The sequence below is a fragment of the Luteolibacter arcticus genome (genome assembly GCF_025950235.1).
GTDB lineage: Bacteria > Verrucomicrobiota > Verrucomicrobiia > Verrucomicrobiales > Akkermansiaceae > Haloferula > Haloferula arctica.
Window position 1 is genome coordinate 646,033 of record NZ_JAPDDT010000002.1, and the last position, 12,870, is coordinate 658,902.

Here is a 12,870-nt window from a genome sequence, read left to right on the forward strand (position 1 = left end):
GCGGCGGGTTTCCACTTGGGAGGCCGGATCAACGACGGCCCCGGGTCCGCTCCGGCCACGAGAATCTGGCGACTCCGAACCCGCCGAGTGCCAGGAACGGCAGGGGGAAGAGCAGGAAGAAGCCGCTCGAGCCAAGGTTCCGGTCCACGACTGCACGCCACGGCTTGTCGGGATCGATGAACACCGTGATCGCCGTGCCGGGAGGATGACTACGGACCCGTTCTCCGGAACGCTTGCTGCCGGAATAGGCTCCCAGCACCGTCGTGCGGTTGGAGAGATACTCCCTGCCGTCGATTTCGTAGCGGTAGAGAATGCTTGCCCGCACGCCGGGATCCCTGCCGCGTTTACGGTTCTGGCTCTGTTGGAGCTGACTGTTGACGACCGTTGCGGGGACTTCGATCCAGCACCTCATTCGCCATCGCTCCATCAGACCCCATCCCGTGAACACCGACGCGGCAACGCCGCTCACGGCAAAGAACAGGAAGAGCGCCAAGAGGATGGGATCGCGTTTTAGCCGCGCTTTCCGGCTCACCCGCTGGCGGCGGTAGAAGAAGAGGAATGCGCCTATCCAGAGCAGAACCGCTGCGGTGAGTCCGAAGCCGAAGGCGACTGCCTCGCGGTTCGCGATCAAGACGGCCCGCGTGGGATCCTCCGGATCGACCAGGCACTCGGTCTCGAAGTTCCGAAGATCGGACGGAGGGCGGGGAGACTTCTCGGTCAATGCCGCGACACAATTAGAGATGTCCTCATAGTCGTCGGTCGCGGGTTGGCCGGGCCACGCTTGGCGGCCGGATTGGACCGCGCCGCCCGCGTGGTAGTCGTAGGCTGTCTTTACCCGGAAAGACTTGCGGTGGTTGAAGTTGGTTTCGACTTCAAATTCGCGGATCACGCAGGGGACCTTGGTCCATCCCACGGCGGAGTCGTGCCACAGGTTGGCGAGCGCGACGGCGGTTTTGATTGCCGCAATGATGCCTCCGCCCACCAGCAGGATGCAAAAGAGGTGGCCGGCTTTTTTCATTGAGCGGGAAATGCTGACCGGTCGCGATCAGCGGCGGGCGTCGAGCCACGCGATGACCTTCGCCAAGGCGCGTCCACGGTGGCTGAGGGCATTTTTCACCTCCGCGCCGAGTTCGGCGAAGGTCTGGTCGTAGCCCTCCGGCGCGAACAGCGGGTCGTAGCCAAAGCCGCCTGCTCCGTAGGGTTCATCGAGGATGCGTCCCTCCACCGTGCCGCTGAAATCCGCCAGCACCTCCCCGTTTTCCGCGAGCACCATGGTGCAGCGGAATCGTGCGGAGCGTCCGGTCATGCCGGCCATTTCAGTCATCAGGCGGGCGTTGTTTTTCGGGTGATTTCCCTCCTCGCCGCCATAGCTGCTGGACCACACGCCCGGTGCACCGCCGAGCGAATCGACCTCCAGCCCCGAATCATCCGAAAGTACCAGTCCCGTCACCTGGCGGCTGATCGCGACTGCTTTAAGCGTGGCGTTTTCGAGGAAGGTGGTGCCGGTTTCCTCGACCGTGGGCAGGCCCAAGAAGTCATTGACATCCAGCACCCGGTAGCGGGCGCCGAGGATTTCCCGGATCTCCTGGGTCTTGTGCGCGTTGCGGGTGGCGATGACCAGGATCGGCGGCTCGGAGGGCATGTCCGTGGGTAGCCGGATGACCCGCACGGGCCAAGAATTTTGAAATAATCGTCCCCCGTGCTACGCCTATAGGACGTAATGAAATCCATCACCCACCTCGCGCTCTTCGCGGTCGGACCGGCGCTCATCAGCTCCGCTTTTGCCAATGCACCGGAAGGCTGGAGCACCGACCTCGAGAAGGCCTTCGCCCAAGCCAAGAAGGAGAAGAAGGCCGTGCTGGTCGAGTTCACTGGCTCCGACTGGTGCCCGCCGTGCATAGCGGTGCGCAAGGCGGTGCTGACCAAGAAGGAATTCATCGAGAAGGCGTCGAAGGACTTCGTGCTGGTCGAACTGGATTTCCCCAAGGGCGACAAGGCGGTGGCCGAAAAGAACGAGCCGGCGCGCGAGAAATACGGCGTCGAGGGCTTCCCGACCGTCATTTTGTTCAATGCCGAGGGGAAGCAATTCTCCACCTTCAATCCCGCGCAGTTCATGAAGGTCGATGCCTTCCTCGGCCACCTGAAGGGTGAGCTGGAGAAGAAGGAACTCGACTGATCCCTTTTCATAGGAGAGCTGTTCATGGCAGCCCGACCCCGCCCGGCTTCGACGCCGCGGCGGGGTTTTTTCGTGGAATAGCGGAGCGGATGGCCGCGTCTTAGTCCCCGATGAAAACGCTGCTCCGCTCGCTCGCCGTCCTCGCCGCCACCGCTTCGTTTGCCTTCGGCAGCGAGGGCTGGATGACCAACTGGGAAGAGGCCAAGGCCAAGGCGAAGGCCGAGAACAAGCCGATCTTGATCAACCTCACCGGCTCGGACTGGTGCGGCTGGTGCATCAAGATCGAGAAGGAGGTCTTTTCGTCGAAAGACTTCAAGGAATATGCCGCCGCGAACGTGATCCTGATGGAGGCGGACTTCCCGCGGAAGAAGGAGCTGCCAGCGGACCTCAAGAAGCAGAATGAGGAGCTGAAGAAGCAATACTTGGCCGGCGGCTACCCGACCGTTTGGCTGCTGGATGCAGAGGGCAAGAAGCTCTCCGAGGATCTCGGCGAGTTGAAGGGCGGCACCAAGGGCTACATCGCAAAGCTCACCGAACTGATCGCAAAGTCGAAGGCCAAGTGAGAAGGAGCGCCCGCGAAATGGCAGAGCGCAATCGAAGGGTTGCACGGTGCGCCATGGGTCAAAGCGAGTCTTGTCGCGATTTTTCCACCGGTCATTGATTATCAGTGAGATGGCATTGAATTCGGGTCCGGCACGTCACCTGCGAAAAGGGTGTCACGATGAAAACCACCACCCGACCCAACCCCGAGGCCTCCCCCCTGCAAGAGATTCTCACCCGCTTGAACGATTCCATCGATGGATTCCGTTTGGCCGCCGACTTCTCGACCGATTCCGCCTTCATCCGGCTCTGCGAACGTTCCGCCGAAGCTCGCGAAGCGATGGTGGAAGAACTCGCCGCAGTGATTGCCGCATGCGGTGGCAAGCCGTCGTTGGAAGGCAGCCGGGAAGCCACGGTCCACCGCGCGTGGATCCGCTTCGTCTGCCAAGTCCACCCGCAGTTCCGCAAGCGCCTCCGCGCCGAATGCGAACGCGGTGAAAAGGAATTCCAGCGCACGCTCGATACCCGAAATGGTTTGGCGGTGCGCAATGAACGCACCGGCACGATGCTTGCCGACCTGCGCGCCCATGTGGCCACGACGTTCTCGGCCCTGCGCCACGTTGAAAGCACGTCCCGCGGCAATACGCGGCCGCACTATGCTGCTGCCTGAACCCTTCGCGCTTGGTCAAACCGACCAATTGCGAAAGCCCCGCCCGGCTATGACCGCGGCGGGGTTTTTCGTTTTGGCCTTCCTGCGAGTTCTCCGCCCGTCCAAACAAAGAGTGCTGGCATGAACGATCTGCACTTGGCCGCGCGGCGCGGCGACATCAGGGAGATGGAGCGCTTGCTCAACCAAGGCACACCGGTCGATCTCCCGGACGAGGTGAGCGGCCACACGCCTCTTATGGAGGCCTGCCTGAGCTCTTTGGCAGATGTGGAAGTGCTCGATTTTCTGATCGACCACGGGGCCGATGTGAACGCCCTCGTCCAGCCGCCGCCTGTCGCTCAGCCGGCATTTGAATCGATCGAGGAAATCGGCGGCATCGGGGAGATCGAGGGCCTCGATCCCGAAATGAGTGCTATGCTGGAGCAAAGCCGCGAGCTGATTCGCCAAAGCCAGGCGATCCTTGAAAACCAAGGCGAAGAGCGAGGTTCCGTGCTTTCGGTGGCGGTGAAATGTGCCAGCGTGGAGAAGCTTCAGCGACTCATTGAGCGTGGTGCCGACCCGGCTTTCACCTCGGCCCATGGTTATACGCCGGTGATCCTCGCCGCTTGCGCTAGCCGGATGAATGTCATCGAACTCCTGATGGCCGCCGGAGCGACGGCCGACGGTGCCTCGAAGCACGGCGAATCGGCGGTGCGGTTGTTTTCCCGGACCGGCGATTTCCCAGAGGTGCGGAGATTGCTGGAACTCGGTGCCGATCCCGAACCGCTTGGTTGGACGCCGCTTCTCCGCGCCGTCGCGCTCGGGACGCTCAATGAAGTTGCCGCGCTCCTGGATCAGGGAGCGGACTTGGAGGCAAAGGATTGGTGGGAGCGCACGGCCTTCCTGCTGGCTGTCGATGCAGGCGACATTGCCAAAGCCGGCCTGCTGCTCTCCCGCGGCGCGAACCGTGACGCGACCGGTCGCTGTGGCAAGACGGCGCTGCACTACCCCATCGATGACAATATCGAAATGCTGCGATGGTTGCTCGCGCAGGGCTTCGATCCGAAGGCGGAAGACGGCTTCGGACACACTCCGATCATGGAAGCGGTGGATGAAAGTGCGCTCGCCTGCTTCGAGTCGCTCTTGGAAGCAGGAGCGAATTGGAAGACCGGCAAATACAGCGATCCGCTTATCGCGGCTGCCACCCATCCGGCGATCATCCAGCGTCTGATTGATCTCGGCGAGAATCCCGGAAGGATCGGCGAGGAAGCGCTGCGGAACTGGATTGGCTTGGGCACTCGCGACGAACTTCCGGTAAGCGAGGCTGAATACCAGGAGGGCCGCTCGCGGCGTTTTGGGAATGCCAATCCCGAGCGGATGGACTTGCCATTCTGGAACGCCATGGTTCGCAATGGCTGGACTGGCTATCAGGCTGCGAAGCAGTTCGGCGATAACTCTTACGACCGAGATGATCCCGTCTGGTGTCACCACCGTTTCGGTATGTCCCTGACACCTTTGCCGGACGGTCGTTTCATCCAGATCGCCGGCGAGCACGAGGACCACTACGACCCCGACTTCTGCATCTACAACGACGTCATTGTCCACGATGGGAAAGGCGGCTTTGAGATTCTCGGCTACCCGGAGGAAATCTTCTCGCCCACCGATTTTCACTCCGCGACACTGGTCGGCGAGTGGATCTACCTTATCGGCAATCTCGGGTATCCTCACACCCGCGAGGCTTTCGGGCGTGAAACGCCGGTCTTTCGCTTCCACATCGCCACCGGGAAGATAGAGCGCATCGCCACGAGTGGCACTTCACCCGGTTGGATTCACTCGCACGAGGCGAAGCTGGATAATGGCTGCATCCGCGTCTTCCAAGGGAAAGTCCTGGCCCTTGACGAAGACGGCGAATCAAAGTTTTCCGGCCTGCTGGGGTCCTACTCGATGGATCTGGCCACGGGAGTCTGGACCAAGCGCTGAGGCCGGGCGCAGGTGAGTTCCCATTCCCGCGGCTTTTCTTGGCACTTCCCGCCGCGCCGGGGTTTTCCTTTTCAAGGTAAGCCGCTTCCGCCAATTTCCGCGCCCCGCCATGTCCGACCGCCGCAAACCGTTCCCCTTCGACCAGTTCGAGCCTGCCTGGCAGGCCCGCTGGGACGCGGAGAAAACCTTCCGCACGCCGAATCCGGGCGATGCGGATTTCGACGCCTCGAAGCCGAAGTTCTACGTGCTAGACATGTTCCCGTATCCCTCCGGCAGCGGCCTTCATGTGGGGCATCCCGAGGGCTACACGGCCACCGACATCATCGGCCGCGCGCGGCGCCGGCAGGGTTTCAACGTCCTTCACCCGATGGGTTGGGACTCGTTCGGCCTGCCTGCCGAGCAGTATGCGATCAAAACCGGCCAGCATCCGGCGATCACCACCGTCGCGAACATCGCGACCTTCAAGCGCCAGTTGAAGTCGCTCGGCTTCGGCTACGACTGGGACCGCGAGATCGCCACCACCGACCCGGAATACGTCCGCTGGACCCAGTGGATCTTCCTGCAACTGTACTCATCGTACTTCGATGAGGAAGCCGGCAAGGCCAAGCCCGTGTCCGAGCTCGAAGCGAAAGGCTGGACCCGCGAGCAGATCGATAACGTCCGGCTGGCCTTCGTCCACGAAGCCCCGGTGAACTGGTCGCCCGACCTCGGCACCGTGCTGGCCAACGAGGAAGTCGAGGAGTGGCGCGGCAAGGGCCACATCGTCGAACGCCGCCCGCTGCGCCAGTGGATGCTGCGCATCACGAAGTATGCCCAGCGTTTGATCGATGAGCTGGACCCGCTCGACTGGCCCGAGGGCATCAAGCTGTTGCAGAAAAACTGGATCGGCCGCAGCGAAGGCGCGGAGGTCGATTTCCAGCTCGATGGACACACAGTCACCGTCTTCACGACTCGTCCCGACACCTTGTTCGGCGCCACCTACATGGTGCTCGCGCCGGAGCATCCCTATGTCACGGAGATCACCACTGCGGAGCAGAAGGAAGCCGTCGAAGCCTATGTGAAAGCCTGCGCATCCAAGTCCGACTTGGAGCGCGGCGACATGAACAAGGACAAGTCCGGCGTCTTCACTGGTGCCTACGCGACCAATCCCGTGAACGGCGAGCAAAACCCGGTGTGGATCGCTGACTACGTGATGATGGGCTACGGCACCGGCGCGATCATGGCCGTGCCAGCGCATGACGAGCGGGACTTCGAGTTCGCGAAGAAGTTCGAGCTGCCGATCATTCAAGTCGTACAGCCCAACGGCGATGCCGACTGGCAGGGATACACGGATCCCGGCACTTCCGTGAACTCCGGCTTCATCGATGGCCTGCCAACAGCTGAAGCGAAGGCCAAGATCATCGCTTGGTTAGAAGAGCGCGGCAAAGGCAAGCGTCGCGTGCAATTCAAGCTGCGCGACTGGCTGTTCTCCCGGCAGCGCTACTGGGGCGAGCCTTTCCCGCTGACGTGGAAGGACGGCAACCATTACGCCGTGCCGGATGCTGAGCTGCCCTTGCTCGCGCCACCGCTGGACGACTACAAGCCCTCAGGCACGCCCGAGCCGCTGCTGAGCAAGGCCCGCGACTGGGTCGAGCTGCCCGACGGCTCCATCCGCGAAACGAACACCATGCCGCAGTGGGCCGGCTCATGCTGGTACTACCTGCGCTACTGCGATCCTCGTAGAAGCGACCGCTTCATTTCCAAGGAAGCAGAGAGCTATTGGAGCGGAGGTGATAAGCCGGGCATGGTCGATCTTTATGTCGGAGGTACGGAGCACGCCGTACTTCACCTGCTGTACGCGCGTTTCTGGCACAAGGTCCTGCACGATCTCGGCCACGTCTCGACCAACGAGCCGTTTCAGAGGCTGGTGAACCAAGGACTGATCTTGGGAGAGGACGGTCGCAAGATGTCGAAGTCTTTCGGCAACGTCGTGAATCCGGACGACGTCGTGAAGGAATATGGTGCCGATGCGCTGCGCCTCTACGAGATGTTCATGGGCCCGCTGGAACAGGTGAAGCCATGGCAGATGAAAGGCGTCGAAGGCGTTTCGCGCTTTCTCGCTCGCGTCTGGCGCGTTGCCTTTGAGGAAAACCAGGCCGGCGAGTGGGTCACGTCTTCGAAGATTCAAGACGTGCCGTGCACCGACAAGGCGCTGCTCAAGGTGGTTCACGAAACCATCAGGAAGGTCACCGATGACATCACCAAGCTGTCCTTCAACACCGCGATCTCGCAGATGATGGTCTGCACCAATGCCTTCACGGCAGCCGAAGTGGTGCCACTGAATGAGTTCCGCCTGTTGCTGCACGTGCTGAACCCTTTCGCACCGCACCTGACCGAGGAAATCCATTCGCGCCTCGGTGGCAGCGGCATGCTCGCCGATGCCGCTTGGCCGGAGCACGATGAAGCCGCGCTGGTCACCGATGAGATCGAGTTGGTCGTCCAAGTAAACGGCAAGCTGCGCGACCGCATCACCGTGCCGAAGGATGCACCGCAAGCCGATGTCGAAGCCGCCGCCCTGGCGTCGCCGAAGGTCAAGGAGCAGACCGATGGCAAGACCGTCCGCAAGGTGATAGTGGTTCCCGGCCGCCTCGTGAACATCGTTGCAAGTTAGGTACATCCCGTCCTTCGTCGCCTGAGAGGGAGCAACCCCTCGTGGCGAATTGAAAGCCCATGAAAGAAGCCCTCGCCGGCATAGCTACCCGCGCCAATCTGCTCGAGTGGCTGCTGGCGGAGGGCTGGGCGACGGAATTCGACCGGGCCACGTTGTCCCGCGCGGCAGCCTATGCCGAGGATCGTACAGTCAAGGGCGTCGAGTGGATCGAGCTGGTCAGCAGCGGTGAGCTGATCGTTACCGCCTCCGTCCAGGGCACGCGCCGCAAGCCTTACGAGACCTCCGTCGTTTTCCGCGAGTCAAAAGGGCGCTGGTCGTTGGAGACCGATTGCACCTGCCCGGTGGGGACTGGCTGCAAGCATGCCGCCGCGCTGCTCCGGCTGCTGCGCAAGCGTTCGATCCCGGTGACTGCCGAGGAACCCGACCTGCTCCGCGTCGATCCCGTGACTCCGGTCGGCCCGGTCGATCCAGCGGTGTCGTCCTGGCTGCGCGAGATCGAAACCGCCGCCCGCTCCGCCGGCGCGATCGAGGAGGGAAAGGTGAAGGAGTCCAGCGAGTCGCGTTTCCTGGCCTACTGCATCGAGGAGCCGCTCGGAGCACATCGCCGGACGCTGCATTTCACGCTGCGCGTTGGCATGCGGCTGAAGGACGGCACCATCCGCATCCAGGCTGGAGCGGCGAACGCCGACCCCACGAAGCCGGCGAAGTACATGTCCCGCGAGGACGTCATGCTCGCCACGCTTTTCCACCAGCGCAAGCGCCGGCACGCGTCCTGGGGGGCGATGTCCCTGGAGGGGCCGGATTGGGATGAGCTGTTAGAAGGCGCTCTTGCCACCGGCCGCCTGTTCTTCGGCCGGGAGAGCCAGGACTATCGCGGCAGTTCCGGCTACCGCCCGGTGACGGTCGGCGAGTCACGGCCGGTCGAGGCGGTTTGGGAGATCATGCCGGACGGCAGCGCGAGGCCGGTGCTGAAAGGCGCGGATGCCGATACGATGCTGCTGCCGACCATTCCGCCACGTTACTTCGATGCGAAGCAGGCGGTCATTGGCCCGGTGGAGAGCGGATTGCCCGCCGCGGTGCTGTCCGCGTGGACTCGCGGACCGGTGGTGAAGCCCGAACAGGTCAGTGGAGTCATTGAGCGTTTTTCCCGCCTGCCCGGTCCGGCGTTGCCTGCTCCGGTCACGATTGAAAGCGAGACCCGCCCGGCGGTTGCGCCCCGGCCGTTCTTGCGCGTGACGAAGCGGAACCTCGGCCGCGAGTGGGACCCGCTCGAAGTGGTTCTCGGCGAGCTGACCTTCCAGTATGGCGATAGCCCGCGGCTATTCCCGCTTACCTCCCACGCGCCGCATCGCCACGCCGAAGTGAAGGATGGCAAGCGGATCGTCTGGCCTCGCGATTTCAAGAAAGAGCGGCTTGCGGAAACACGGCTCACCCGCGCCGGGCTGATCCCGCTGACAAGGCTGATCGCGGAGCGTTACCTGGATGCCTCCAGCCGCCACTCGGTCGTTCCGGCCCGGCCGGGACCGATACCAGAGATGGTCTGGGCAGAACTACTAGAGGGACCGGAGATCGCGAGTCTGCGCGAGGAAGGCTGGACCATCGAGGTGGAACGCGAGGCCGGTCTAACCGCTCACGACGTCTCGAAATTCGTTCCCGCCATCGAGGTCGATACCGACCACGGCATCGACTGGTTCCGCTTCGACATTTCCTACGAGATCGATGGCAAGCGCTTTAGCCTGATCCCGATCATCGCGCAGGCCATCGCGAAAGATTTTCCACCGGCGGAATCACCCGAGCTGCCGGAGTTCGTCTTCCTGCCCTGCGAGAATGCCGAGGACGGCTTCATTCGCTTCCCGGCGAAGCAGCTCATGGAGATCGTCGACCGAGTCCGCCATCTTTTCGGCGGCGGGCGGGGCGATGGAGCACTGCGAATTGACCGGCTTTCTGCCGCGGGAGTGGCCGATTCGCTAGCCATCGATGCTTCGGAAACCACGCGAGCTTTGGCGAAGCTCGGTCGCGGCCTGCGCGACATCCGCGAGCTGCCTGCGGTGGAACTCCCGGCCACGGTGAAGGCGGACCTTCGCCCGTATCAGCTCGAAGGTTTCCGATGGCTCCAGTTCCTCGCCACGCACGGGCTGCACGGGATTTTGGCCGACGACATGGGGCTCGGCAAGACCTTGCAGACCCTCGCCCACCTCGCCGCGGAGAGTGCCAAGCAACCGGGCAAGCCATCGTTGGTCGTGGCTCCTACCTCCGTAGTACCAAATTGGGCGGCAGAGGCGGAGAAGTTCGTCCCCACGCTGAAAGTTCTAACCCTTCACGGCCCGGCGCGTGCGGCCGGTTTCAGCCAGATTCCGGACGCGGATGTCGTCATCACTTCCTATCCGCTGCTGGCCCGCGATATCGACACGCTCGTGAAGCAAGACTGGCACGTCGTGGTGCTCGATGAAGCGCAGCACATCAAGAACCCGAAGGCGATCACCGCACAGAGCGCTTGCAAGCTCAAGGCTGCCCATCGCCTGTGCCTGTCCGGCACGCCGATGGAAAACCATCTCGGCGAGCTGTGGAGCCTGATGCGTTTCCTGATGCCCGGCCTTCTCGGTGATGAGAAGTCCTTCAATACCCGCCTGCGCAAGCCGATCGAACGCGACCACTCCAGCGATGCCCAGATCGCGCTCAACCGTCGAGTCTCCCCGCTGCTGCTGCGCCGCACCAAGGACCAGGTCGCCACCGAACTGCCGGAGAAGACGGTGCTCATCCACCACGTCGATCTCACGAAGAAGCAGACCGATCTCTACGAGTCCGTCCGCGCCGCGATGGACAAGCGGGTGCGCGACGCGATCGCCGACAAGGGCTTGGCGAAGTCGCACATCATCGTGCTGGATGCCCTGCTCAAGCTCCGGCAGATCTGCTGCCATCCGAAACTGCTGAAGCACGATGCGGAATCGGCGAAGCTCGATTACCTGACGAACGAGTTGTTGCCAACTTTGTTAGAGGAAGGCCGGCGCATCTTGCTGTTCTCGCAGTTCACCTCGATGCTCGCCTTGATCGAGGCGCATTTGGAGAAGGAGAAGATTCCGTTCCTGAAGCTCACCGGCGAAACGAAGGATCGTGCGAAGTTGGTGAAGACCTTCCAGTCCGGTGAGGTGGCGGTATTCCTCATCTCCCTGAAAGCGGGCGGCACCGGCCTCAATCTCACCGCGGCCGACACCGTGATCCACTACGATCCGTGGTGGAATCCCGCGGGAGAGAACCAGGCGACCGACCGCGCGCACCGGATTGGGCAGACCAAGCCGGTGTTTGTCCATAAGCTGGTCTGCCGTGGTTCCATCGAAGATCGCATCCTCGAGCTCCAGAAGCACAAGTCGGCCTTGGTCGCGGCGCTGCTTTCCGAGGACACGACCAAGCTGAAGATCGACGCCGAGACGCTGTCGAATCTGCTCTCTCCATTGGAGTCGCCATGACACGAGACGAAATCATCGAGAAGATTCGCAAGGTCGAGGCCCTGTTCATGGGGACCGACTCGCCCGGCGAGATGCAGGCAGCGCTCGGCGCGCTCGATCGCCTCAATGCGCAACTCGCCGCCGCACCGCAGCCGGTCGAGGAGTGGCAGTTCAGCATGCACGATCCATGGAAGCGGCAGCTTTTCATCGCGCTCATCCGCCGCCACGGGCTCCACCCCTACCGCCATCCGCGCCAGCGATCTTCCACGGTGATGGTGCGAACCACCCGCGCCATGGTCGATCAAATCCTATGGCCGCAGTACTTGGAGTTATCCAAAATCCTGCACGACTATCTGGACGAGGTGACGCGGGACATCATCGGGCGCTCGGTGCACGCCGACGTTTCCGAAGCGCCGGAGCAGGCGAATCTACCGCTGTCGTGACGCGACGGGTTCAAATCAACCCGCGTGCCTCCGGGATGAACTCGGCGAGGTAATCGAGGTAGCCGCGCGGATGGCCGGCCATTTCGCGGCGGGTGTCCAGCGACTGCTGCGCGGCCTTGAAGCAGATCCCGACGTGCGACGCCGGTACGTCGGTGGCCTGTATTTGGCGGGAGAGGGCAACCAGCTCCGCCGCTAGGGCGGCGATCCATTCCTCGTCCCGACCCTTCGGCTTCTTCGCCGGGGGCTTCCCGCCGATAGCCAGCTCCGCCTTGCGGAGCGCCGACTTCACAAAGGAGTCCTTCGGCGCAAAGCCCTCGCCAGCAACGGTTTCCCGATCCCGGTCGTGAATGAGGCCCTCGATTTCCATCAGAATGCCGGCAAAGTAGGGGTCCCTCATCAAATCTCCAGCGCTCATGCGGGACAGCCTGCTGCTTCCGATACGGGGATCAAGCCGTTCTACGCGAGGAGTTGCTGGATACTGCATCCATCAGCCCCCGAACATCGCTTGGTGCCATTCCTCGTCTGGCGTGGCATCGTGGACGATTCCGTCGGCGGTCATGACTTGCACGGTTCCGGCGAGGTCTTCCAGCAGCACCATCACCTCGGTCACGGTGCCAAAGACAAACTCGGCGCGCCGCTCCGGCACGGGCAGGCGGATGAACCAATGGAAGGCGAGCCATGAGCCGGAACGGCCGAGCAGATAGTCTGCGGCATTCATGGTCAGGTCTCCCGGCACGTAGCCGGTCTGCATGATGACGTAGGGCCCGTGCGTGTCGCGCGGGTCGACTTCGGCGGCCATCGCCAGTTTGGCCAGACTGATCAATCGGGCAGCCGAGGGATCATTCCGAAGCGGGTGGGAAAAGGACATGGGGTGTATGGAAACTTCCCCATATCCTGAGGCGAGCAAATGAAAAGCCGATTCTGAAGAGGGTCTTCCCGGTCTCGCCGTGCGGAGCTGCATACGCCACCTCGTCTTGCGCCCGGTTCAAATA

General features: G+C 62.6%; 11 protein-coding genes. 7 read left to right on the forward strand and 4 right to left on the reverse strand.

Translation table 11 applies throughout. The features are described from left to right. Positions 1–28: 28 nt before the first annotated feature. A complete protein-coding gene (locus OKA05_RS07415) occupies positions 29–1,018 on the reverse strand; it encodes a DUF3592 domain-containing protein (protein ID WP_264486486.1) in 990 nt (329 codons plus the stop codon). 27 nt (positions 1,019–1,045) lie between these two features. Continuing rightward, complete coding sequence (gene rdgB / locus OKA05_RS07420; RefSeq protein ID WP_264486487.1) at positions 1,046–1,642, reverse strand: RdgB/HAM1 family non-canonical purine NTP pyrophosphatase; 597 nt, start codon at positions 1,640–1,642, stop codon at positions 1,046–1,048. 78 nt (positions 1,643–1,720) lie between these two features. Between rdgB and OKA05_RS07425 the strand changes: the two genes are divergently transcribed. The 7 genes from OKA05_RS07425 to OKA05_RS07455 all read left to right on the forward strand — a co-directional run bounded on the left by OKA05_RS07425 (position 1,721) and on the right by OKA05_RS07455 (position 11,878). Beyond that, positions 1,721–2,176, forward strand: a complete 456-nt coding sequence (locus OKA05_RS07425) for a thioredoxin family protein (RefSeq protein WP_264486488.1) — start codon at positions 1,721–1,723, stop codon at positions 2,174–2,176. Positions 2,177–2,286: 110 nt separating this feature from the next. Next, positions 2,287–2,739: a thioredoxin family protein gene (locus OKA05_RS07430; protein ID WP_264486489.1), complete on the forward strand. Its 453-nt coding sequence runs from the start codon at positions 2,287–2,289 to the stop codon at positions 2,737–2,739. A gap of 158 nt (positions 2,740–2,897) precedes the next feature. Next, complete coding sequence (locus OKA05_RS07435; RefSeq protein ID WP_264486490.1) at positions 2,898–3,386, forward strand: PA2169 family four-helix-bundle protein; 489 nt, start codon at positions 2,898–2,900, stop codon at positions 3,384–3,386. A 120-nt stretch (positions 3,387–3,506) separates the two neighbouring features. Beyond that, positions 3,507–5,342: an ankyrin repeat domain-containing protein gene (locus tag OKA05_RS07440; RefSeq protein WP_264486491.1), complete on the forward strand. Its 1,836-nt coding sequence runs from the start codon at positions 3,507–3,509 to the stop codon at positions 5,340–5,342. 109 nt (positions 5,343–5,451) lie between these two features. Further along, positions 5,452–7,992, forward strand: coding sequence for a leucine--tRNA ligase (gene leuS / locus OKA05_RS07445; protein WP_264486492.1), 2,541 nt, complete (start codon positions 5,452–5,454; stop codon positions 7,990–7,992). Between the two features lie 59 nt (positions 7,993–8,051). Further along, complete coding sequence (locus tag OKA05_RS07450; protein ID WP_264486493.1) at positions 8,052–11,456, forward strand: DEAD/DEAH box helicase; 3,405 nt, start codon at positions 8,052–8,054, stop codon at positions 11,454–11,456. Next, positions 11,453–11,878, forward strand: coding sequence for a hypothetical protein (locus OKA05_RS07455; RefSeq protein ID WP_264486494.1), 426 nt, complete (start codon positions 11,453–11,455; stop codon positions 11,876–11,878). Before OKA05_RS07450 ends, OKA05_RS07455 begins: the two co-directional genes overlap by 4 nt. A gap of 10 nt (positions 11,879–11,888) precedes the next feature. Here OKA05_RS07455 and OKA05_RS07460 read toward each other — a convergent pair whose 3' ends face one another. Then, positions 11,889–12,275, reverse strand: coding sequence for a hypothetical protein (locus OKA05_RS07460; protein ID WP_264486495.1), 387 nt, complete (start codon positions 12,273–12,275; stop codon positions 11,889–11,891). A 90-nt stretch (positions 12,276–12,365) separates the two neighbouring features. After that, positions 12,366–12,746 (reverse strand): hypothetical protein, encoded by a 381-nt coding sequence (locus tag OKA05_RS07465; RefSeq protein WP_264486496.1) that lies wholly within the window; start codon positions 12,744–12,746, stop codon positions 12,366–12,368. Positions 12,747–12,870: the final 124 nt, after the last annotated feature.

Bases quoted from the DNA above. Each gene is read 5' to 3' on its own strand.
- leuS (WP_264486492.1), top strand. From the start codon at position 5,452: ATGTCCGACCGCCGCAAACCGTTCCCCTTCGACCAGTTCGAGCCTGCC.
- OKA05_RS07455 (WP_264486494.1), top strand. From the start codon at position 11,453: ATGACACGAGACGAAATCATCGAGAAGATTCGCAAGGTCGAGGCCCTG.
- OKA05_RS07460 (WP_264486495.1), bottom strand. From the start codon at position 12,275: ATGAGGGACCCCTACTTTGCCGGCATTCTGATGGAAATCGAGGGCCTC.
- OKA05_RS07465 (WP_264486496.1), bottom strand. From the start codon at position 12,746: ATGTCCTTTTCCCACCCGCTTCGGAATGATCCCTCGGCTGCCCGATTG.
- OKA05_RS07450 (WP_264486493.1), top strand. From the start codon at position 8,052: ATGAAAGAAGCCCTCGCCGGCATAGCTACCCGCGCCAATCTGCTCGAG.
- OKA05_RS07430 (WP_264486489.1), top strand. From the start codon at position 2,287: ATGAAAACGCTGCTCCGCTCGCTCGCCGTCCTCGCCGCCACCGCTTCG.
- OKA05_RS07440 (WP_264486491.1), top strand. From the start codon at position 3,507: ATGAACGATCTGCACTTGGCCGCGCGGCGCGGCGACATCAGGGAGATG.
- OKA05_RS07435 (WP_264486490.1), top strand. From the start codon at position 2,898: ATGAAAACCACCACCCGACCCAACCCCGAGGCCTCCCCCCTGCAAGAG.
- rdgB (WP_264486487.1), bottom strand. From the start codon at position 1,642: ATGCCCTCCGAGCCGCCGATCCTGGTCATCGCCACCCGCAACGCGCAC.
- OKA05_RS07425 (WP_264486488.1), top strand. From the start codon at position 1,721: ATGAAATCCATCACCCACCTCGCGCTCTTCGCGGTCGGACCGGCGCTC.
- OKA05_RS07415 (WP_264486486.1), bottom strand. From the start codon at position 1,018: ATGAAAAAAGCCGGCCACCTCTTTTGCATCCTGCTGGTGGGCGGAGGC.